This window comes from Domibacillus sp. 8LH (assembly GCF_038806185.1).
Taxonomy (GTDB): domain Bacteria; phylum Bacillota; class Bacilli; order Bacillales; family Domibacillaceae; genus Domibacillus; species Domibacillus indicus_A.
This window is the reverse complement of the sequence record NZ_JAVJNG010000011.1, coordinates 59,103-80,765: the sequence shown is the minus strand read 5'-3', so window position 1 is coordinate 80,765 and position 21,663 is coordinate 59,103. Positions and strand designations below refer to the sequence as shown.

The 21,663-nt window shown below is 45.4% G+C and carries 21 protein-coding genes and 1 riboswitch; all 21 genes read left to right on the top strand.

Annotated features, from left to right (window positions below; translation table 11 throughout):
- The first annotated feature begins 10 nt into the window (after positions 1-10).
- The 21 genes from RG959_RS13990 (at position 11) to yunB (ending at position 21,589) form a co-directional block, all read left to right on the top strand.
- On the top strand, positions 11-2,314 hold the full coding sequence (locus RG959_RS13990) for a 3-hydroxyacyl-CoA dehydrogenase/enoyl-CoA hydratase family protein (protein ID WP_342797614.1): 2,304 nt from the start codon (positions 11-13) through the stop codon (positions 2,312-2,314).
- Positions 2,315-2,327: 13 nt separating this feature from the next.
- Positions 2,328-3,506, top strand: coding sequence for an acetyl-CoA C-acetyltransferase (locus RG959_RS13985; RefSeq protein ID WP_342797613.1), 1,179 nt, complete (start codon positions 2,328-2,330; stop codon positions 3,504-3,506).
- A gap of 14 nt (positions 3,507-3,520) precedes the next feature.
- Positions 3,521-5,287: an acyl-CoA dehydrogenase family protein gene (locus RG959_RS13980; protein ID WP_342797612.1), complete on the top strand. Its 1,767-nt coding sequence runs from the start codon at positions 3,521-3,523 to the stop codon at positions 5,285-5,287.
- 554 nt (positions 5,288-5,841) lie between these two features.
- A complete protein-coding gene (locus RG959_RS13975; RefSeq protein WP_342797611.1) occupies positions 5,842-6,192 on the top strand; it encodes an arsenate reductase family protein in 351 nt (116 codons plus the stop codon).
- A 70-nt stretch (positions 6,193-6,262) separates the two neighbouring features.
- Positions 6,263-6,646, top strand: a complete 384-nt coding sequence (gene gcvH, locus RG959_RS13970; RefSeq protein ID WP_251269796.1) for a glycine cleavage system protein GcvH — start codon at positions 6,263-6,265, stop codon at positions 6,644-6,646.
- Between the two features lie 202 nt (positions 6,647-6,848).
- Positions 6,849-7,211 (top strand): toprim domain-containing protein, encoded by a 363-nt coding sequence (locus RG959_RS13965; RefSeq protein WP_251269795.1) that lies wholly within the window; start codon positions 6,849-6,851, stop codon positions 7,209-7,211.
- A 1-nt stretch (position 7,212) separates the two neighbouring features.
- The gene (locus RG959_RS13960) at positions 7,213-7,509 is read left to right on the top strand and encodes a thioredoxin family protein (protein ID WP_242234068.1); all 297 of its coding nucleotides are present in this window, start codon (positions 7,213-7,215) and stop codon (positions 7,507-7,509) included.
- A gap of 88 nt (positions 7,510-7,597) precedes the next feature.
- Positions 7,598-7,703, top strand: a riboswitch (SAM riboswitch).
- Positions 7,704-7,774: 71 nt separating this feature from the next.
- On the top strand, positions 7,775-8,800 hold the full coding sequence (locus tag RG959_RS13955) for a methionine ABC transporter ATP-binding protein (RefSeq protein ID WP_342797610.1): 1,026 nt from the start codon (positions 7,775-7,777) through the stop codon (positions 8,798-8,800).
- The gene (locus tag RG959_RS13950; protein WP_242234066.1) at positions 8,793-9,461 is read left to right on the top strand and encodes a methionine ABC transporter permease; all 669 of its coding nucleotides are present in this window, start codon (positions 8,793-8,795) and stop codon (positions 9,459-9,461) included. Before RG959_RS13955 ends, RG959_RS13950 begins: the two co-directional genes overlap by 8 nt.
- Before the next feature lie 34 nt (positions 9,462-9,495).
- Positions 9,496-10,350, top strand: a complete 855-nt coding sequence (locus tag RG959_RS13945; protein ID WP_342797609.1) for a MetQ/NlpA family ABC transporter substrate-binding protein — start codon at positions 9,496-9,498, stop codon at positions 10,348-10,350.
- 261 nt (positions 10,351-10,611) lie between these two features.
- Positions 10,612-10,791: a YuzK family famiily protein gene (locus RG959_RS13940; RefSeq protein WP_242234064.1), complete on the top strand. Its 180-nt coding sequence runs from the start codon at positions 10,612-10,614 to the stop codon at positions 10,789-10,791.
- A 175-nt stretch (positions 10,792-10,966) separates the two neighbouring features.
- The gene (gene sufC, locus RG959_RS13935) at positions 10,967-11,743 is read left to right on the top strand and encodes a Fe-S cluster assembly ATPase SufC (RefSeq protein WP_309088772.1); all 777 of its coding nucleotides are present in this window, start codon (positions 10,967-10,969) and stop codon (positions 11,741-11,743) included.
- Positions 11,744-11,762: 19 nt separating this feature from the next.
- The gene (gene sufD, locus RG959_RS13930) at positions 11,763-13,073 is read left to right on the top strand and encodes a Fe-S cluster assembly protein SufD (protein ID WP_342797608.1); all 1,311 of its coding nucleotides are present in this window, start codon (positions 11,763-11,765) and stop codon (positions 13,071-13,073) included.
- Positions 13,070-14,299 carry a cysteine desulfurase gene (locus RG959_RS13925; protein ID WP_251269787.1) on the top strand — a complete coding sequence of 410 codons (1,230 nt, stop codon included), beginning with the start codon at positions 13,070-13,072 and terminating at the stop codon, positions 14,297-14,299. Before sufD ends, RG959_RS13925 begins: the two co-directional genes overlap by 4 nt.
- A complete protein-coding gene (gene sufU / locus RG959_RS13920) occupies positions 14,289-14,723 on the top strand; it encodes a Fe-S cluster assembly sulfur transfer protein SufU (RefSeq protein WP_309088776.1) in 435 nt (144 codons plus the stop codon). Before RG959_RS13925 ends, sufU begins: the two co-directional genes overlap by 11 nt.
- Before the next feature lie 115 nt (positions 14,724-14,838).
- Positions 14,839-16,236 carry a Fe-S cluster assembly protein SufB gene (sufB, locus tag RG959_RS13915; protein ID WP_242234059.1) on the top strand — a complete coding sequence of 466 codons (1,398 nt, stop codon included), beginning with the start codon at positions 14,839-14,841 and terminating at the stop codon, positions 16,234-16,236.
- Positions 16,237-16,959: 723 nt separating this feature from the next.
- Positions 16,960-17,292 (top strand): DUF1904 family protein, encoded by a 333-nt coding sequence (locus RG959_RS13910; protein WP_342797607.1) that lies wholly within the window; start codon positions 16,960-16,962, stop codon positions 17,290-17,292.
- A gap of 483 nt (positions 17,293-17,775) precedes the next feature.
- A complete protein-coding gene (locus RG959_RS13905; protein ID WP_342797606.1) occupies positions 17,776-18,621 on the top strand; it encodes a DUF72 domain-containing protein in 846 nt (281 codons plus the stop codon).
- 16 nt (positions 18,622-18,637) lie between these two features.
- Positions 18,638-19,447: a sulfite exporter TauE/SafE family protein gene (locus tag RG959_RS13900; protein WP_342797605.1), complete on the top strand. Its 810-nt coding sequence runs from the start codon at positions 18,638-18,640 to the stop codon at positions 19,445-19,447.
- A 13-nt stretch (positions 19,448-19,460) separates the two neighbouring features.
- Positions 19,461-20,816, top strand: coding sequence for a bifunctional metallophosphatase/5'-nucleotidase (locus tag RG959_RS13895; protein ID WP_342797604.1), 1,356 nt, complete (start codon positions 19,461-19,463; stop codon positions 20,814-20,816).
- 41 nt (positions 20,817-20,857) lie between these two features.
- On the top strand, positions 20,858-21,589 hold the full coding sequence (yunB, locus tag RG959_RS13890) for a sporulation protein YunB (RefSeq protein ID WP_242234054.1): 732 nt from the start codon (positions 20,858-20,860) through the stop codon (positions 21,587-21,589).
- The last annotated feature ends 74 nt before the right edge of the window (positions 21,590-21,663 follow it).

Below are 21,663 nucleotides of genomic sequence, written 5' to 3'. Positions count from 1 at the left end.
GGGCTCATTTGTGATTCAGCTTATTCGTAAAGCGGCTGTGATCGGATCAGGAGTCATGGGTTCAGGTATTGCTGCCCATTTAGCCAATGCAGGTATTCCCGTTTTGCTTCTTGACCGGGTATTAGAAGGTGAAAAGAACCGCAGCTCTCTTTCCGAAAAAGCAATTCGGGAGCTGTCTGGACAAAAACCGGCTCCGCTTGCTTTAAAAGATTATGCTGCCCTGATTAAAGCAGGTAACCTTGAAGACGACGCAGACAAATTAGCGGATGCAGACTGGATCATTGAAGTGGTTGTTGAGCGGCTTGATGTAAAAAAAGATATTTTAGCGCTTGTAGATGTCCATCGCAAAACCGGAAGTATCGTTTCTTCCAATACATCCGGCATTTCGATTGAAGCGATGACTGAAGGACGCAGCGAGGATTTCAAAAAACATTTTCTTGGTACACACTTTTTTAATCCGCCCAGGTATTTAAAGCTGCTTGAGCTGATTCCCACACTCTATACCGACCCGGATGTGACTGATTTTATGAAATCAGTTGGGGAGAATATCCTTGGCAAAGGGGTGGTGGTTGCAAAAGATACACCTAACTTTATTGCCAACCGGATCGGCACGTACGGCTTGTTAAAAACAATGCACGTCATGGAAGAAATGAATTTCTCATTCGGAGAAGCAGATTCGGTTACGGGACCGCTCATTGGAAGACCGAAAAGCGCAACTTTTCGTACGCTTGATGTCGTTGGGATCGATACATTTATTCATGTAGCGAAAAATGTATATGAACAGGCGGATGGAGAGGAAAAAGTCGTATTTACAGTGCCAAAACTGCTTGTGCAAATGCAGAAAAACGGTTGGATTGGTGCAAAAGCAGGGCAGGGTTTTTTTAAGAAAGAAGGGCAAACGATTTTAGAGCTGAATGCCAAAACGATGGAATACGGTCCACGCAAGAAGTTGAAAGCGGATTCAGTAGAACGTGCCAAGCAGCAAAAGGGATCGGCCAAATGGAAAACACTCCTGTACGCCAAAGACAAGGCGGGTACTTTTCTTTGGCGAGTACTTGCTCCGACGCTTCTTTACTCGGCAGCGCTTACTGGAAAAATTGCCGACGATATTGTTGCGATTGACCGGGCAATGAAGTGGGGGTTCGGCTGGAAGGAAGGCCCATTTGAAATCTGGGACCAAATCGGCCGAAACGAATCCATTGCCAGGATGGAAGCAGAAGGGCTGAAGGTGCCGGCCTGGGTAAAAGAAATGAAAGATTCCTTTTATAAATATGATTGTTATTACGATCCTCTGACCAAATCTTATAAGCCTGTACCTCAGGACAAAAAAGTGATTTATTTGCCAAAAGGAACAGATGTCATCAAGGAAAACAGTGGAGCACGGCTGCATGATATCGGCGACGGGGCAGCGCTGCTTGAATTTACTTCGCCGAACAACGCGATTGGTCTCGATATTATTCAAATGATCAATCTCTCGATAGAAGAAGTGGAGAAAAACTATCAGGCCCTCGTGATCGGCAACCGGGGCAAAAACTTTTGTGTCGGTGCAAATCTGGCGCTTATTTTAATGGCGGCGCAGGATGAGGACCTTTGGGAAATTGAAGCAACCGTTAAACAGTTTCAGCAGGCGATGATGAATATTAAATACAGCCCAAAGCCTGTTGTAGCCGCACCGTTTGGTATGACGCTCGGCGGCGGAGCGGAAGTGTGCCTGCCAGCCGCCCACATCCAGGCCGCCCATGAAACGTATATAGGTCTTGTTGAAGCTGGCGTTGGCCTGATTCCTGGAGGAGGAGGCAATAAAGAACTTTACATCCGCTGCTTGAACCAAATGCCCGGGGAAGATCTGCAGGCGGCTGCAAACAAAGTGTTCGAAACGATTGCCCTGGCAAACGTATCTACTTCAGCAGCAGAAGCACGCAAACGCGGGTTTCTTTATCGATCTGACGGAATCAGTTTAAACGGCGACCATGTGCTTTATGAAGCAAAAAAAGCTGCACTTCACTTAGCAGATACAGGCTATAGAGCGCCGATTCGAAAAAAAATTCCGGTCACCGGAGAAACGGGTTATGCCACGATGCTGATGGGAGCCCGCTCCATGCACACAGCAGGTTTTATTTCCGACCATGATTTTGACATTGCCCAAAAACTCGCCTGGGTCATTGCCGGAGGACGAGTGCCGTTTGGAACGGAAGTAGAGGAAGAGTATTTGCTGGAGCTTGAGCGAGCGGCGTTTTTACAGCTGGCCGCCTTGCCGAAAACACAGCAGCGCATGCAGCACATGCTCCTGAAAGGAAAGCCACTTCGCAACTAAAAGGGGGATTTCAGTGAAAGAAGCGGTGATTGTAGCAGGGGCGCGGACACCGGTCGGCCGGGCTAAAAAAGGAACACTCCGTCATATACGTCCGGACGATCTCGGTGCACTCGTTGTACGGGAAACAGTAAAACGGGCAGGAGAATACAGCGGAGACATTGATGACTTGATTATCGGCTGCGCGATGCCTGAGGCCGAACAGGGATTAAATGTAGCCCGGAATATTGGGGCGCTTGCCGGCCTGCCGCATGACGTTCCGGCTGTAACGATTAACCGGTACTGTTCATCCGGTCTTCAGTCCATTGCGTATGCGGCAGAGCGGATTATGCTCGGCCATGCCCGAACGATTATAGCTGGCGGAGTGGAATCAATGAGCCTTGTCCCGATGATGGGGCATGTAGCTCGTCTTAACGTAAAAATCGCCGAAGAAATGCCCCAGTACTATATGTCCATGGGCCACACTGCAGAAGAAGTCGCCAAAAAGTATGGCGTTTCCCGTAAAGATCAGGATGCCTTTGCTGTTGAAAGCCATAAAAAAGCCGGCCGCGCCATTGCCGAAGGAAAATTTAACGACGAAATTGTACCGGTGGACGTTACATTCCGGCACATAGGAGAGGGTTTGCGCGTACAGGAAGAGCAAGTCACTTTTTCAATGGATGAAGGTGTGCGCCGCGAAACATCTATGGAAGCACTCGCCAAGCTTCGTCCTGCTTTTTCTGCCGCTGGATCCGTCACAGCAGGCAACGCGTCCCAGACATCTGACGGAGCCGCGGCGGTCATGGTCATGGAGCGGGAGCAGGCGGATGCCCTTGGCTTAAAACCACTTGCCAAGTTTCGTTCCTTTGCGGTCGCAGGTGTACCGCCGGAAGTGATGGGCATCGGCCCAGTCGCCGCTATACCAAAAGCCTTGAAAATGGCAGGACTTCATCTTAAAGATATTGACTTGTTTGAATTAAACGAAGCCTTTGCTTCCCAGGCACTTGGCGTCATACAGACGCTGGGCCTTGATATGGATAAAGTGAATGTAAACGGGGGCGCGATTGCCCTTGGCCATCCGCTTGGCTGTACAGGCACGAAGCTGACATTAACGCTTATCCATGAATTAGCACGGCGCGGCGGGCAGTTCGGCGTAGTCACAATGTGTATTGGCGGTGGCATGGGAGCCGCTGGTGTATTTGAACGGATTACGTAAAAGGGGGAAAAGGTATGGCAGCAAAAGGTGGTTCCTTTTTAATCGAAGACGTTCCATGCAGCGCAGTATTTACCCCGGAAGAATTTTCAGACGAACAGAAAATGATTGCTAAAACAACAGAAGAATTTGTGCTAAACAGCGTCATGCCGCAGGTGCCCTTTCTTGAAAAGCATGAATTTGACCGGTCGGTAAAACTGCTGCAGGAAGCAGGAGAACTTGGGCTCCTTGCCGCAGATGTACCGGAAGAATACGGAGGCTTAAGTCTTGATAAAATAAGCTCAGCATTAATCGCAGAAAAACTGGCTGCTGCCGGCGGATTTTCGATCTCACACGGAGCGCATGTCGGTATCGGCTCGCTGCCGATCGTGTTGTTTGGCAATGAAGATCAAAAAAAAGCGTATCTCCCAGACCTGGCTGCCGGCACCCGCTTTGCCGCTTATGCGCTTACCGAACCCGGATCCGGATCGGATGCTCTTGGGGCAAAAACGACTGCCCGGCTGAATGAAGCCGGAACCCACTATATTTTAAATGGCGAGAAGCAGTGGATTACCAATTCTGCTTTTGCAGATGTGTTTATTGTGTATGCAAAAATTGATGGCGAACACTTTTCAGCTTTTATTGTTGAAAAGCAATATCCAGGTGTATCGACCGGAGCGGAAGAAGATAAAATGGGCATTAAAAGCTCTTCAACGAGAACCCTTATTTTGTCAGATGCGCAGGTGCCGGTCCAAAACCTGCTCGGTGAAGCAGGACGCGGGCATGTCATTGCCTTTAATATTTTAAACATTGGCCGTTATAAGCTTGGTGTCGGCGCCGTTGGAAGCGCCAAGCGGGCACTGGATATTTCTTTGAAATATGCCGCAGAACGAAAGCAATTTAAAACGCCTATTGCCCAGTTTCCTCTCATGAAAGAAAAGTTCGGTACGATGGCTGCTAAACTGTATGCAGCGGAAAGCGCCATTTATCGGACGGTTGGTCTTTTTGAAGAGCGGATGAGCGGCTTAACAGCTGAGGAACAAAAGAACGGAAAAGCAGTCGCTTCCTCTATCGCTGAATACGCGGTCGAATGCTCTCTTGGCAAGGTTTTCGGCTCAGAGGTGCTGGATTACATGGTGGACGAAGGTGTGCAGATTCACGGCGGATACGGGTTTATGGAGGAATACGAAATTGCCCGCATGTACCGGGACTCTCGCATTAACCGGATTTTTGAAGGGACCAATGAAATTAACCGGCTGCTTGTGCCAGGCACACTGGTTAAAAGAGCGATAAAAGGGGAACTGCCGCTTTTTGAACGGGCTAGAGAGCTGCAGGACGAAATCATGATGCTGCTGCCGGAAGAGCCGGGAGATGAGGTGCTCGACCAACAAAAAATGCTTGTGAAAAGGGCTAAAAAAATAACGCTGCTCGCTGCTGGGCTTGCAGCTAAAACGTATGGTACATCGCTCGAATCTGAGCAGGAAGTGCTCGCCAACATTGCAGATCTGACAAATCTGGTGTATGCGATGGAGTCGGCCGTGCTGCGGACAGAAAAAGCGATCAGTGTATCAGGCGAAGAAAAAAACAGACAAAAAGTGCTTTATACCGAAATTTTTTGCCAGGAAGCATTCAATGAAATAGAAGCCCATGCAAAAGAAACGCTCACTGCTGTCGAGTCCGGAGACGCTTTACGCATGATGCTGTCTGCCCTGCGCAAGCTCAGCCGCCATACCCCCGTTAATATTATTGCCAAAAAGCGTGAAGCTGCCGACAGGCTGAATCTATCCCTAAAATATACGGTGTAACAAATGCGGCCGCCTTCTTTTAAAAAGAGGCGGCTTTTTGCCGCCGCAGACTGTAGACAAATGATATGGATGATCGTGCACATGAATGGGATGGATCGGCGGCGTCCAGGCAGCTCCGCTTTCCATGGGGCAGGCGCTGAGCCCGGCTTCCAGCTAATCCCATAGGGGTCTGCGCTGCCCTCCCGCCGCCAAGTGGCTTGCGACAAGATGGTATAGAGCTGATAAGGTCGTATCTTTCTGTTTAAAAAAGAGAAAATGTCTATTCGTTCTTTGCTTAATTGATCTGCAACACCACTTAGTGAAGCCTGGTGGACGAAGACTCCTGCGGGAAGTACAGTGAGTCGGGAGACCCCCGCAGGCGCAGCCGAGGAGGCTTTCGCACTGCCCGTGGAACGCGCGAAGTCCGGCAGGCTTCCCTTATCGGCTCTTTTTTAAAAGCGAAAGACTTTGTCTACACACTGAGGCAGCTTTTTGCGGCCGGCCTCCGGAATCCATTTCTTTGAAAAAGGATTTCGGGCGCTTATGTCGAAATGGATGTGATGAGGTGATAGGAAATGAAGTTTTACTGGTATCCAAAATGCGGTACATGCCGCAATGCAAAAAAGTGGCTGGACGCGCATAATATTTCATATGAAGCCATTCATATTGTGGAGTCGCCGCCGTCAAAAGCAGAATTAAAAGATGCGTACGAAAAAAGCGGTCTTCCACTGAAAAAGTTTTTTAATACAAGCGGCCAAAAATACCGTGAGCTTGGTTTAAAAGAAAAAGTCGCAACAGCAGATGATGATGAGCTGCTTGATTTGCTTGCTTCCGATGGCATGCTCATTAAGCGCCCGCTTGCTATAGACAATGATAAGGTAACAGTAGGTTTTAAAGAAGAGGACTATGCACAAAAATGGCAGTGATTTCTTGCTTTCCATCTTCATAATCAGTAAAGTGTAAAGTGAAATTATTCTTATCTGGAGGTACATACACATGAGCTTACCTAAAGAGCTGCGTTATTCTGAAGAACATGAGTGGGTAAAACAAGAAGACGGGAAAGTGCGGGTCGGTATCACTCATTTTGCTCAAGCAGAACTTGGTGATATTGTTTTTGTTGAGCTTCCGTCTGTTGGCGATACAGTAACAGTTAACGAACCATTCGGCAGCGTAGAATCTGTTAAAACGGTTTCTGAGTTGTATGCACCTGTCAGCGGTACAGTGGTAGAAATTAACGAAGAGCTTGATGACAATCCTGAATTTGTAAATGAATCACCATATGAAAAAGCATGGATGATTGTTGTCGAACCTTCTGATGCTTCTCAAATTGATGCTTTAATGACAGCAGAGCAATACGCAGAAATGACAAAAGAAGACTAAACATGAGGACCGGCACCGTGCCGGTCTTTTTGCTTTTGGCTGGCACCAGGCAGCGCGAGGGGCTTATACGTCACGGGGAATAAAAGCACAAGTGGAAGGATGTCGCTTTTATTCCATATTATTAGCCGCCGGGCCTCCTTCTTTTTTGCATTTTGGGCGAAAACGCGCCACAATAGAAGTATAATGTGCAGCGGGGTGATTGGTGATGATGGTAGAAAAAACGATTATCGTCGAAGGGTCATCTGATCGGAAACGGGTGGCTGAAATTGTAAAAGAACCGGTAGATATTATTTGCACCAATGGAACAATCGGTGTCGCACGTCTTGATGAATTGGTAGAGCAATTATTCGAGCGGGACGTATACATTTTAGTCGATGCCGATGCATCAGGAGAAAAGCTGCGCCAGCAGTTTAAGCGCGAGCTTCCTCATGCCCGGCACCTTTACATTGACCGCGGGTACAAAGAAGTGGCTGCGGCGCCGCACCGTTATTTAGCGGCTCTCCTAATGGGGGCTGATATTGACGTGCGCGGTGAGTATTTACAGCAGGAAGGAACACATCATTAAAATGAAAACAGCTGAATCAATCCTGGAATATACAGCCAAGCCTAAATCGGCTCTTTATGTGTATACATCGATGTGCGGTACATGCCAGGTAGCAGGGAAAATGCTTGATGTTGTTGAAGCGATGAATACAGATGTGCCGCTCCAACGTATCAATATTAATTATTACGAAGAAATCGCTCATCGTTTTGAGATCGAGAGCGTTCCGTGTCTTCTTTTATTTGAGCAGGGTGTATTAAAAAAGAAAATTTATGCTTTTCAGTCAGTTCCATATATATATGAAGAAATACGGTCACTTTAACAGGCCGTCGAATATTGTCGGAATTACAGAATGTTTTGTTGACATATGTATTCAGACGGTGGTAAAATCCATTCATAAATTAAAACAACTCTTATCAAGAGTGGCTGAGGGAATGTGCCCGATGACGCCCGGCAACCGTCTTTACAGGAAAAGGTGCCAAATCACACGAAGCAGCATGTTTCGGAAGATGAGAGAAAGGAAACGTCAAAAACGCCTTTCTGTCATTATGACAGTCAGGCTTTTTTTGTGGAAAGGAAGTGATCCCGTGATTTTTATTGAGCAGGCAAAAAAAATATTTCAAACGAAGAATGGTCCGGTTAAAGCGGTCGATAATATAAATTTATCCATCCAGGAAGGCGAAATTTTTGGCATGATTGGCTACAGTGGCGCTGGTAAAAGTACACTGATCCGCATGTTGAACGGGCTTGAAACACCGACGGAAGGATCCGTAACCGTAGCGGGGCGGAAGATCTCAACGATCAAAGGATCTGAACTTCGGAAAGCACGCCAGGAAATCGGCATGATCTTTCAGCATTTCAACTTACTTTGGTCACGCACCGTACGGGAGAATATTGCATTTCCTCTTGAAATTGCGGGCGTTAGCAAAGCAGAACGCACTAAGCGTGTGGATGAATTAATTGAGCTCGTTGGCCTTCAAGGCCGTGGCGAATCATATCCGTCACAGCTCTCCGGCGGTCAAAAACAGCGGGTCGGCATTGCCCGGGCACTTGCGAACAATCCAAAAGTGCTTCTTTGCGACGAAGCAACATCGGCTCTCGATCCACAGACAACGGACTCTATTTTGGAGCTTCTTGTCGATATCAACCAGCGTCTTGGATTAACGATTGTGCTTATCACGCACGAAATGCACGTTATTCGAAAAATCTGCCACCGGGTAGCCGTAATGGAAAATGGTAATATCGTAGAACTTGGTCCGGTACTCGATGTGTTCCGTCGTCCGGAGAAGCCAATTACGAAGCGGTTCGTTCAGCAGATCACCGAACCAGAGGAATCAAAAGAAACGATTCAGCACCTCCTTACCGAGCATCCAGAAGGAAAAATCGTCAAGCTGACATTTGTAGGCGTTTCGGTGGAACAGCCGGTTGTAACTGAATTGATTCGTTCGTTTAATGTCGGGGTAAACATTTTGCAGGGGAAAATTTCTCAAACACAAAATGGCGCGTATGGCACGCTGTTTGTTCAAATTACAGGCGATTCGTCTGAAGTGGACAAGGCAGTCGCCTTTTTGGATGCCCAGCAAGTTGATTCGGAGGTGATTGAGTATGATTGAACAATGGTTTCCGAATGTTGACTGGGAAAAAATGTGGGAAGCAACCTATGAAACACTTTATATGACCAGTATTTCTGTTGTGATTACCTTTGTTTTAGGGATACTACTTGGACTGCTGTTGTTTTTAACATCAAAAGGACAGCTCTGGCAGAACAAAGCAGTGTATAGCATCACCGCCGTTATTGTCAATGTGTTCCGTTCGATTCCATTTATTATACTGATCGTGTTGCTGATTCCATTTACAAAAGCATTATTAGGAACGATCATTGGTGAAAACGCGGCACTGCCTGCTTTAATTATTGGAGCAGCACCGTTTTACGCTCGTATGGTTGAGATTGCCCTTCGCGAAATTGACCGTGGCGTTATTGAAGCTGCCCGCGCAATGGGAGCGTCCACTTGGACGATCATCCGCAAAGTGCTGATCCCAGAATCACTGCCGGCTCTTATATCTGGCTTAACGGTCACAGCCATCGCTCTTGTCGGCTATACGGCAATGGCAGGTGTGATTGGGGCAGGGGGCCTGGGGAACTTGGCTTTCTTGGATGGTTTCCAGCGCAGCCGCAGTGATGTGACTTTAATGGCAACGATTGTGATTTTAGTTATCGTGTTTATTATCCAGTTTATCGGCGATACGGCTGTCCGTAAGCTTGATAAACGCTAATAAAATATATTTATTTTTTAGGAGGAATGTAACCATGAATAAAAAATGGCTTCTAGGCTTGTTGACAGCTGCCATTATGCTTGTGCTTGCAGCTTGCGGCGGCGGGGACAAAGCGGAAGATAAGGAATCAGCTTCAGGCGGTTCATCTAAAGACGATAAAACAATTTTTGTCGGAGCATCTAACACACCGCACGCAGTTATTTTGGAGGAGGCAAAGCCAATCTTAAAAGAACAAGGCTACGACCTGCAAATTGAAACGTTCCAGGACTATGTACTTCCAAACACAGCGCTTGAAGAAGGCGATTTAGATGCAAACTACTTCCAACACATCCCATACCTTGAGCTTCAAGAGAAGGAACAAGGTTATGACTTTGCAAATGCTGGCGCTATTCACCTTGAGCCAATGGCTGTTTACTCAAAAAAATATAAAAGCCTGAAAGACCTTCCAAAAGGTGCTACGATCATCCTAAGTAATTCAGTTGCTGAGCATGGTCGTGTATTGATGCTTTTAGAAAAAGAAGGTTTAATCAAAATCAAAGATGGCATCGATAAGACCCAAGCTTCACTTGAGGATATTGCTGAAAATCCAAAAGATCTTAAGTTTGACTACGATTACGAGCCAGCGCTTCTTCCGCAAATTTACAATAACGAAGAAGGCGATGCAGTTGTGATTAACTCAAACTATGCCATTGATGCCGGGATCAGCCCAACAAAAGATTCTGTTGCGATTGAAAGCACAGATTCACCATATGCAAACTTAATTGTTACACGTACGGGTGATGAAAATTCAGAGAAAATCAAAGCATTGGTTGAAGTATTGAAATCAAAAGAAATTCAAGACTTCATTACAAAAGAATGGAACGGAGCAGTCGTTCCGGTTACAGAATAATGAAAAAGCGCCTGGTATGGAGCCAGGCGCTTTTTTTTACCTATTTTATTTTCTGATAATTTAGAATTCGGGCGTAAAAGGTTTATATTCGGAGACAGCGGTTATATAAAGGAGTGTAACGAAGCTCACCCAGTGTGAGAAGGCTGGAAGAAGCCATACGGCTTTTGTGCCTCCTGGCAAGACTCTGGTAGGATAGAGAACGAAAGCCAGGTCTTCAAAAAAAACGAAAAGGATTGATTCCCCATTAGTAACTCACTTGATATGAAGTACACAGAAGGTATGGAAAAAGCCATGCATGCATCGCATGGTGTCGGCTATGCAGAGTACAATCAGAAGCATGAAGTGAGAATGGATATTGAGCAGAACCGTGAGGAAGACTATCAACAGTCAAGACGCATGGTTGCTGACTTTAATCGTAAATTTACCAATCACCTTTCCTAATGAATAAGCAGAAAAACCGGTTTTAAAACCGGTTTTTCTGCTTTTATTTGAGAATACTTTATTTAATCGTTTTCCTAAGTTGAATATAAATTTCATTTGTTATAAGATTGTAATGAGAATAAATTGAGAATAGACACAATCGGTTTTCTCGGCCGATGAATACGGAGGGTAAAAGATGTCACAATCAACGTTAACAATCAAAAATCTTCACGTCTCAATCGACGGAAAAGAAATTTTAAAAGGGGTCAACCTTGAAATTAAAGGCGGCGAGTTCCATGCGATCATGGGACCGAACGGAACAGGTAAATCCACTCTTTCGTCTGCAATCATGGGCCACCCTAAATATGAAGTAACAGAAGGTTCGATCACGTTTGATGGTGAAGACGTGCTTGAGATGGAAGTAGATGAGCGCGCACGTGCAGGTCTTTTCCTTGCGATGCAGTACCCAAGTGAAATTACAGGTGTTACAAACGCTGAGTTTCTTCGTTCAGCTGTAAACGCACGCCGTGAAGAAGGCGATGAAATTTCCCTCATGAAATTTATCCGCCAAATGGATGCAAACATGGACGTTCTTGATATGGACCAGGATATGGCACAGCGTTACTTAAACGAAGGATTCTCCGGCGGTGAGAAAAAGCGCAACGAAATTCTTCAATTAATGACAATTCAGCCAAAAATTGCGATCCTTGACGAAATCGACTCCGGTCTTGATATCGATGCATTAAAAGTGGTTTCAAAAGGAATCAATAAAATGCGCGGCGAAGATTTTGGCTGCCTTATGATTACGCACTACCAGCGTCTTCTGAACTACATTACACCTGATTATGTTCATGTTATGATGCAGGGTAAAATCGTGAAATCCGGTGGAGCGGAACTAGCGGAACGCCTTGAAGCAGAAGGATATGACTGGATCAAGCAGGAACTTGGCATCGAAGACGAAACGGTACAGTAATCGTATAGGAGGAGCAAACATGACAGAAACAAAATGGTCAGTTGATGAATCGGCAATCCGCGATTTTTCAGCTGCAAACAACGAACCAGAATGGCTGTTAAACCTTCGTCTGGATGCGTTTAACAAGGCGGCAGATCTTCCGCTTCCAAAGCCGGATAAAACGAAACTCGATAAATGGAACTTTACCGAGTTTGGCGCACACAGCGTACAAAGTGCAGCGTATACCCAGCTTACTCAGCTGCCACAGGCTGCACAAGCGGTTATTGGTGAAGAAACAGCTTCACAAAACATTTATGTACAGCGCAACAATACGCCGTCTATTTTAAACGTATCGGCTGAATTAAAAGAAGCAGGTGTGATTTTTACTGATTTTTCAACAGCCGCAAGAGAACACAGCGAAGTTTTCCAAAAATTCTTTATGCAGCAGGTGGTCAAAGCAGATGAGCATAAATTAACCGCTCTTCATGCAGCGCTTGTAAACGGCGGTGTATTCTTATACGTGCCTAAAAATGTTGAAATTCAAGAACCTATTCAAGCTGTTTTCATTCATGACGATGCGCAGGCTGCGCTGTTCAACCATGTTATTGTGGCAGCGGATGCGAACAGTAAGGTGACATATGTAGAAAACTACATTTCCACAGTGAAAACAGAGCAAGGCGTAGCGAATATCGTGACAGAAGTGATCGCTGGCGATAACGCACAAGTTTCATACGGCGCCGTTGACACATTAGCTGAAAATATGACAACATACGTGAACCGTCGCGGTATTACATCACCAAATGCGCGTATTGACTGGTCACTCGGTATCATGAATGATGGCAATACCGTTTCAGAAAATGTGACAAACTTGATTGGCGATGGTTCCTTTGCTGATACAAAAACAGTAGTGGTCGGCCGTGGCAAGCAGTCAATGAACTTTACAACAAAGGTTGTTCATTTCGGCAAGCATACAGAAGGCTACATCTTAAAGCACGGTGTAATGAAAGATGAAGCAAAATCAATCTTTAATGGCATCGGCAAAATCGAGCATGGTGCTTCAAAATCAAACGCTGAGCAGGAATCACGCGTACTTATGTTGAGTGAAAAAGCTCGCGGTGACGCGAACCCAATCCTTTTGATTGATGAAGATGATGTTACAGCAGGGCATGCTGCTTCTGTTGGCCGTGTTGATCCGCTTCAGCTTTACTACTTAATGAGCCGCGGTATTACGAAACAAGAAGCAGAACGCCTTGTGATTCACGGCTTCCTGGCACCAGTCGTAAACAACCTGCCAATCGAAAATGTGAAAAAGCAATTGACAGGGGTTATTGAAAGGAAAGTTCGCCAATGAATGCGAAAGAACTGAAAAAGTACTTTCCCATTCTTGATCAAGAAGTGAACGGTCATCCACTCGTTTATCTTGACAGCGCGGCCACTTCCCAAAAGCCCGTTCAAGTGATTGAAGCGCTTGATCATTATTACCGTTATGCAAATTCGAATGTGCACCGCGGCGTGCATACGCTCGGCAACCGGGCGACGGATTTGTATGAGGGCGCACGTGAAAAAGTACGCAAGTTTATTAATGCGGCTTCTACAAAGGAAATTGTTTTTCTGCGTGGAACAACGACAGCATTGAATCTTGTCGCTCAAAGCTACGGGCGTACGAACGTAAAAGAAGGCGACGAAATTGTCATTACGATGATGGAGCATCACTCCAATATCATTCCGTGGCAGCAGGTTGCCAAAGCAACAGGAGCTACTTTAAAGTACATTCCTCTACAGGAAGACGGAACCATTTCTTTAGAGGATGTCCGAAAAACCGTCACGCCTAACACAAAAATTGTATCGGTGATGATGGTATCAAATGTGCTCGGTACCATTAACCCGATTGCAGAAATTACGAAAATTGCTCACGAAAACGGAGCAGTTATGGTAGTGGATGCAGCTCAGGCGGCTCCTCATATGAAAGTTGATGTCGCACAGCTTGACTGTGATTTCCTTGCTTTTTCCGGCCATAAAATGTGCGGTCCAACCGGCATTGGAGTATTGTATGGAAAACAAGCACTTTTAGAGGAAATGGAACCAATTGAATTCGGCGGAGAAATGATTGACTTTGTCGGCTTATACGAATCAACATGGAAAGAACTTCCGTGGAAATTTGAAGGCGGCACACCGATTATTGCCGGAGCCATCGGGCTTGGCGCAGCCATCGACTTCTTAACAGAAATCGGCATGGATGCAATCGAGCAGCATGAGCATAAGCTTGCTGCGTACGCCATGGATAAAGTAACGGAGATTCCGGGAATTTCTGTTTTCGGTCCGAAAAGAGGAAAAGACCGCGCAAGTGTGGTAACATTTAATTTAGATGATGTTCATCCGCATGATGTGGCGACGGTTCTTGACGCGGAAGGCATCGCTGTTCGTGCAGGGCATCACTGCGCACAAACGCTAATGAAATGGTGCAAAGTATCTGCCACAGCACGTGCAAGCTTTTACTTGTATAATACCGAAGAAGATATCGACAGACTTGCCGCCAGTTTGTTAAAAACGAAGGAGTATTTCTCAGATGTCTTTTAATAATTTAGATCAGTTGTACCGTCAGGTGATTATGGACCATTATAAAAATCCGCGCAACAAAGGGGCCATTGAAGACGGCAGTGTGACCGTTGATATGAATAACCCAACGTGCGGAGACCGGATTCATTTGACGATGAATGTAGAAAACGGGGTTGTCACGGACGCGAAATTTGACGGTGAAGGCTGCTCGATTTCCATGGCTTCTGCTTCCATGATGACACAGGCGATCAAGGGGAAAAACATCGAGGATGCCATCAAGCTGTCTCAAGTTTTTTCTGACATGATGCTCGGTAATGACTATCCGGACGATGTAGACCTTGACGACATTGAAGCGCTGCAGGGAGTGGCAAAATTCCCGGCCCGCATTAAATGTGCGACACTATCGTGGAAAGCAATGGAAAAAGGACTCCAGGACCAAAAATAAACGGTAAATAACGAATAAATAAAAAAGCAGGCTGAGGGTTCACGCCGCGAACATCAGGTACCCCTGAAAGCGAGCGTTTATCGTCAGCCTGCCATAACAACAGGAGGAATGCAGCATGGCTAAAAAAGCCCCTGAAATTGGCGATTACAAATATGGCTTCCATGATCGCGACGTATCCATTTTCCGTTCGGAACGTGGATTAACGCCTGAAATCGTAAAAGAAATCTCAAAAATGAAAGATGAACCACAATGGATGCTCGATTTCCGTTTAAAATCATTAGAGTATTTTTATAATATGCCGATGCCTCAATGGGGAGGCGATATGGCGTCTCTTAACTTTGATGAAATTACGTATTATGTAAAACCTTCTGAACGCTCAGAGAAATCATGGGATGAAGTACCGGACGAAATCAAGCAAACGTTTGACAAGCTTGGAATTCCGGAAGCGGAACAAAAATATCTTGCAGGGGTTTCAGCACAGTATGAATCCGAAGTTGTATACCACAACATGAAAGAAGATTTGGAAGAACTTGGCATTGTCTTTAAGGATACGGATTCTGCTTTGAAAGAGAACGAAGACATTTTCCGCAAGTACTGGGCGAAAATCATTCCGCCGACAGACAACAAATTTGCTGCACTAAATTCGGCTGTTTGGTCAGGCGGCTCATTCATCTATGTTCCGCCGGGCGTGAAAGTGGATACGCCGCTTCAGGCGTACTTCCGTATCAACTCAGAAAATATGGGCCAGTTTGAGCGTACATTAATCATCGTTGATAAAGATGCAAGTGTACATTACGTTGAAGGCTGTACAGCTCCTGTTTACACAACAAACTCACTTCACTCAGCGGTCGTAGAAATTGCGATTGAAGCGGGAGGATACTGCCGCTATACAACGATTCAAAACTGGGCGAATAACGTATTCAACCTGGTAACGAAGCGTGCCGTTTGTGAAGCAAACGCCACAATGGAATGGGTAGATGGAAACATCGGCTCTAAACTGACAATGAAATATCCAGCTGTTATCCTAAAAGGCGAAGGCGCGCGCGGTATGACGCTTTCGATCGCTCTTGCCGGTAAAGGACAGCATCAGGATGCAGGGGCAAAAATGATTCACCTTGCACCAAATACATCATCCACAATCGTATCAAAATCGATCTCAAAACAAGGCGGAAAAGTAACATACCGTGGTATCGTTCACTTTGGCCGTAAAGCAGAAGGCGCCCGCTCAAATATCGAGTGCGATACACTTATTATGGATAACAAATCAACATCAGATACGATTCCATACAATGAAATCTTAAATGACAATATTTCTCTTGAGCACGAAGCGAAAGTATCAAAAGTGTCTGAAGAGCAATTGTTCTACTTGATGAGCCGTGGTATTTCTGAAGAAGAAGCAACAGAAATGATCGTTATGGGCTTCATCGAGCCATTTACAAAAGAGCTTCCAATGGAATATGCTGTTGAAATGAACCGCCTCATTAAATTTGAGATGGAAGGTTCTATCGGTTAATACCGAAAAACCCTTATTCATAAGGCTTTTAATAGAAGGCGAACTGTGATAAATCAGCCGCATACCAAGAATGTACCAAGTTCGATTGGATTTCATTCTGAAAGGTGTTCGGCGGACTTATCCAGTTCGTCTTTTTTATTTTTTTGTAGTATCGAAGGTAAGTATTCGATCTTGTCTTGAAGGTCTTATGCTCCAAGCGATTTAAGGTATATTTAAGGCTTTCCCCTGTTTTAAGCAATAGAACCACGTCTGTATATTTAAATCATGAGTGCTTTTGCTATATTCAACGCCGGCTTTTTTGAGATAATCTTGCATTGTTTCGCGAATAAGAGAAGCTGTTAGATCATGATAATTTCAGGAAATGATACCATCTTCAGTTTACGTCGTGTCCATTCACGTACTAAATCAGGGACTATTTTATTTGAGCAATAAAAAGAATTTTTTAACGTTGTCAGGATGACAGTATTGTGATCATCCCTTCTAATTTGTTTATCGACCATAATCTTATCAGGTCCTATACGGGCAGTCATTTTTCATCAAGAAAGCTGCGATCTTAATAAAACCAAAATAACAGGCAGTGACTAATGGAGTTCTACCTAACCGGTCACTTTGGTTCGCATCTGCAATATGGAACAGAAGGAAAGACTTTGATTATAGAAAGATTTGATATAAACTTTTCAGCAGAGAGCTAACAAATGATCATACATAATGGAGGGAATATAAGTGCCGCACTTAGTGATTCGAGGGGTATCGATTGAGGAGATGAAAAGAATCAGCAAGCCATTAGTAGAAGAGCTTGCAGAAATTTGTGAATGTGGGACGGATAATTTTACGTTCGAAGTGCCTCATTCGACGTTTGTATTTGATGGGGAAGAGATTCCAGCTTTCCCGCTTATTGAAGTAAAATGGTTTGAACGCGGGCAAGAAGCTCGCGATCGATTCGCCCAGTCCGTTACCAGACATATTATATCAACAGGTGCTGATGAAATAGAAGTCGTGTTTATTCCTTTCTCCGAGCCTGCTTATTATATTAATGGCGAAAGAGTCGGGAACTAGAGGAAACATGGATGGAAAGATAAGGGGGGATCGTTGCTGCCCCTTATAGACGTAAAATAGTATCTAATAAGGAATGAATAAAGAGGCTGGGGTACGGATGGATTTTTTAAGTTGTTGAATTCGATGCTTGCCAGGGCTTGGTACGATTCTTAAATTCATTCGGTTAAACAGTGTATCACAGCTGTTCCAAGACCAGACCACCTGTGTGGTTTGGTTTTTTTGATTGCCAGGGTAAAATGAAAGTATTTACAAATAATGAAAAAGTAATGAGGAGTCAATGAGAAGGAGAAAGGGTAATAAGAAATCATACTGCAAGCTGCTTTTTTGAAGAAGAAAAGAGACGCTGGATTTACGAAGTGTATCTTTGGGGAATGCCATCTTCTTTTTGAGAAAGAAAAGTAAAATAAAGAGCTGGTATTTGAGATGCTTGAAATTCACAGCCATTCCTACTTATGCTACACTCTTACTACGAGGTGATACGAGATGATTTATACAGGGGTAACCGGCTGGGGAGATCATGACACACTTTACACGCAAGGAGTCGCTTCCCGCGATAAATTAACCGAGTACGCAGCGCATTTTCCGACCGTTGAACTTGACTCCAGCTTTTATGCTGTACAGCCGGAGCGCAACATGCGGAAATGGACAGAAGACACGCCGGACGGCTTTCGATTTGTAGTTAAAGCATACCAGGGAATGACCGGCCATGAACGGGGCGAAATTCCGTTTGACTCGAAAGAAGAGATGTTTCACGCATTTAACTTATCGCTCACACCAATGATCGAAACAGGAAAGCTCGCCATGGTGTTGTTTCAGTTTCCACCCTGGTTCGACTGCACACGTGAAAACGTGACGTATATTCGGTATTGCCAGGAAAAAATGGGGAATGTCCCGCTTGCTATTGAATTTCGGAATCAAACCTGGTATGAAGCCAAGTATTTTGATAAAACGATTTCTTTTTTAGAACAGGAGAACTGGATTCATACGGTATGCGATGAGCCGCAGGCCGGTGAAGGCTCAATTCCTATTGTGCTTCAAGCAACGAACAAAGAAAAAACGCTGGTCCGCCTGCATGGACGCAACCGGGCAGGCTGGCGGAAAAACGGTCAGAAAAATTGGCGCAAGGTGCGCTATCTGTATCGCTACAATGAGCATGAATTACGGCAGTGGGTGGATTTTACGAATGAACTCCATAAACAGTCAAAAGATGTCTTCGTGCTGTTTAACAATAATTCCGGCGGTGATGCGGCGGATAATGCGAAGCAATTCTTACATTTAGCTGATATTCAATATGACAATTTAGCTTCGCGCCAGCTCGATTTGTTTTAGGAGGCTAGAATGTAGAATGGAATGGATTCTTTTACTCGGCATCGGCCTGCTCGCAGCAGCAATCGGCGCCCTCGTCGGACTTGGGGGCGGGATTATCATTGTGCCAGCACTGCTTTTTTTAGGCGGAACGGCACTGCTCAACCCCGTTTCCCCACAAATAGCAGTGGGTACGTCGTCGGTTATCTTAATTATTACCGGCTTGTCTTCAACCCTTGCTTACATGAAACAGAGAAAAGTGGATTATAAATTGGGCTTTCTTTTATTTATTGGCAGCGCGCCGGGAAGCCTGCTTGGGGCTTGGGCCAATAAAGGGCTGAACATGGAGCAGTTCAGCTTGTTTTTTGGCTTGTTCATGGTGTTTATGTCATTTGTACTTATGTTGAAAAATCGGGCAAAACCGCTGTTTGCCTCGCGCGGCCTCACCCGGACATTTACCGATAACGAAGGAACTCATACATATTCCATTGAGCCGATTACCGGAACGATCGCTTCATTTGTGGTCGGCTTTTTAGGCGGTTTATTCGGCATCGGCGGCGGCTCACTAATGGTGCCCGCCATGATTATGCTGTTTGCGGTTCCCCCGCATGTAGCCGTTGCTACATCGATGCTGCTTATTTTTTTATCAGCAGGCGTATCGAGTGTGACACACGTATTTCTTGGAAACGTAAACTGGCTTTATGCAGCAGCGCTCGTGCCCGGAGCCTGGTTCGGGGCACAAATTGGGGCCTGGCTGAATGCCCGCCTGGCGTCAAAAACCGTTGTGATAATGCTTCGTCTCGTTTTAATTTTGGTTGGTGCCCGCTTGATTTGGCAGGGCATTTATTAAAGGTGGAATGAACATGGAAAAAACGATACATATTTACCATACAAATGATTTACACAGCCATTTTGAAAATTGGCCGAGAATTGCCCGCTTTTTAAAGGAAAAGCGGGAACTGCACGAATCGGCCGGAGAGTTCGTTTTCGCTTTTGATATTGGTGATCATGTGGACCGGGCCCATCCGTTAACAGAAGGAACGCTCGGCGCCTTCAACATTGAGCTGCTGAATTCATCTCGGTTTGATGCGGCTGCGATCGGTAACAATGAAGGAATTACGATGCCAAGAGAAGCGTTGAACGCTCTGTACGAGCAAGCTCGCTTTCCGGTTGTTTGCGCCAACTTGTTTGAAAAAAACGGAGAGAGGCGGCCGGACTGGGTTGTACCGCATACTTTTTTTCAAGCAGGCGGCACCACGATTGCCGTTACGTCTGCGACTGCACAGTACACCGCTTTTTATGAGCTTCTGGACTGGTGCGTCACTCTTCCTATTGATGAGCTGAAAAAGCAAATTGCGATGCTGAAAAAGAGAGCAGATATTGTAATCGTGCTTTCTCATCTTGGGATGTATGATGATGAAAAGCTGGCGGAAGAAACAGAGGCGGATATTATTCTAGGCGGGCATACCCATCATACGTTTCATGAAGGAAAAGAAGTAAATGGAACATTGATGGCGGCAGCCGGCAAATATGGCTATTTTACCGGCCACGTAGAAGTGGATATCGATAAAGCCGGCCGCATAGCTGAGAAACGAGCCCGTGTATATGAAACAAACCGGTTGCTTACGCCTCCGCCAGACGAAAAGAAGCAGCAGGCGCTCTTTGAAGAGAAAGGGGAACAAGCCCTGTCTGTGCCGGTTGTACGGCTCCAAAAAGAGCTTTGGAGTGATTGGTTTAAGCCGTCTCCGCTGCCTCAAATGCTGACCGAAGCACTTACAGAGTGGTGCAGAGCTGACTGCTCTTTTTTAAATGCAGGCGTCGTATTGGGGAATTTGCCGGCAGGGGATATCACAAAATACGACCTGCATAAACTGCTGCCTCATCCTATAAACCCTTGTTTAATCGAATTGACAGGGGCGGAGCTGGCAGAAGTCATCCGGCAGACATGTGACGAAAAATGGCCTCATCTGCAAATTAAAGGGCTCGGTTTTCGCGGAAGTGTCATGGGCCGATTTGTGTATGACCGGATCGAGATCGATAAGCCGAATATTTTCGTTAACGGTGAGCCGATCGACATAAAGCGGACGTACAAGGTTGCCACTCTTGATATGTTTACGTATGGCCATTACTTTGTTGAACTGCATCGTGCTTCATCCAAACGGTATTTCATGCCCGAATTTTTACGCGATATTATGGAATGGAAGCTTCTGCAACTATAAGCCTTCTTTCCCGCATACAATGCGGAAAAGGAGGTTTTTTTATGCGCAGGCGCAGAAAATGGAAAAGCCGTGCTTCATCATCAGGCCGCCGCCGCTTTTTAACTGTTGTTATTTTTTTTATAGCTGGCATTATTTTTGTTCTTTGGCTGATCAACCGGAATATTCAGCCAGTCATTTTAAACTTCGCTGAGGCGCAGACGAACAAAATTGCTTCAATGGTTCTGCAAAAAGCGATCAGTGAGGAAATTACCGAAAATCTTAATATAAAAGATATCATGACGACTGAAAAAGGCGATGGAGGATCGACGACATTTAACGCGGAAGTGATCAACAGGGTGCTTGCCGAAGTGACTGATCTTGCCGAAGAAAACCTGGACAAAGCGGAAGCGGGTAATTTAACGGAACTTGAAGAGATCTCAGGTGTCGAGATTGATACGGAAGAAACAGCACGAGCGCAGGGGATTGCTTACACGATCCCGCTCGGACAAATTACAAATAACGCTATTCTTGGCAATCTTGGACCGCGTATTCCGATTCGCTTTCATGCCATCGGGGACGTTACATCGAATGTCAAAACAAAAGTGGAGCCGTTCGGTATTAACTCTGCTTATGTAGAAGTATATATTGAACTTGAAGTCAGCGTAGAAGTTATCGTTCCATTTGCGGTGGATACAACCGTCGTCAAACAAACACTTCCTGTAGCGATGGGGCTTGTTCATGGAACGGTGCCAAACTACTATAATCCAGATGCCATCAATGTACCGTCAAAATAAAAAAGCATAGAAAAGGTTTGTGTTTTTTGATACGATGTTAACGAAATAAACTATAAAGGCAATGCAGCCAATAA

Coding starts and splice junctions, on each gene's coding strand:
- RG959_RS13980 (WP_342797612.1), top strand. CDS start 3,521: ATGGCAGCAAAAGGTGGTTCCTTTTTAATCGAAGACGTTCCATGCAGC.
- RG959_RS13975 (WP_342797611.1), top strand. CDS start 5,842: ATGAAGTTTTACTGGTATCCAAAATGCGGTACATGCCGCAATGCAAAA.
- gcvH (WP_251269796.1), top strand. CDS start 6,263: ATGAGCTTACCTAAAGAGCTGCGTTATTCTGAAGAACATGAGTGGGTA.
- RG959_RS13960 (WP_242234068.1), top strand. CDS start 7,213: ATGAAAACAGCTGAATCAATCCTGGAATATACAGCCAAGCCTAAATCG.
- RG959_RS13950 (WP_242234066.1), top strand. CDS start 8,793: ATGATTGAACAATGGTTTCCGAATGTTGACTGGGAAAAAATGTGGGAA.
- RG959_RS13945 (WP_342797609.1), top strand. CDS start 9,496: ATGAATAAAAAATGGCTTCTAGGCTTGTTGACAGCTGCCATTATGCTT.
- RG959_RS13940 (WP_242234064.1), top strand. CDS start 10,612: ATGAAGTACACAGAAGGTATGGAAAAAGCCATGCATGCATCGCATGGT.
- sufC (WP_309088772.1), top strand. CDS start 10,967: ATGTCACAATCAACGTTAACAATCAAAAATCTTCACGTCTCAATCGAC.
- sufD (WP_342797608.1), top strand. CDS start 11,763: ATGACAGAAACAAAATGGTCAGTTGATGAATCGGCAATCCGCGATTTT.
- RG959_RS13925 (WP_251269787.1), top strand. CDS start 13,070: ATGAATGCGAAAGAACTGAAAAAGTACTTTCCCATTCTTGATCAAGAA.
- sufU (WP_309088776.1), top strand. CDS start 14,289: ATGTCTTTTAATAATTTAGATCAGTTGTACCGTCAGGTGATTATGGAC.
- sufB (WP_242234059.1), top strand. CDS start 14,839: ATGGCTAAAAAAGCCCCTGAAATTGGCGATTACAAATATGGCTTCCAT.
- RG959_RS13905 (WP_342797606.1), top strand. CDS start 17,776: ATGATTTATACAGGGGTAACCGGCTGGGGAGATCATGACACACTTTAC.
- RG959_RS13900 (WP_342797605.1), top strand. CDS start 18,638: ATGGAATGGATTCTTTTACTCGGCATCGGCCTGCTCGCAGCAGCAATC.
- RG959_RS13895 (WP_342797604.1), top strand. CDS start 19,461: ATGGAAAAAACGATACATATTTACCATACAAATGATTTACACAGCCAT.
- yunB (WP_242234054.1), top strand. CDS start 20,858: ATGCGCAGGCGCAGAAAATGGAAAAGCCGTGCTTCATCATCAGGCCGC.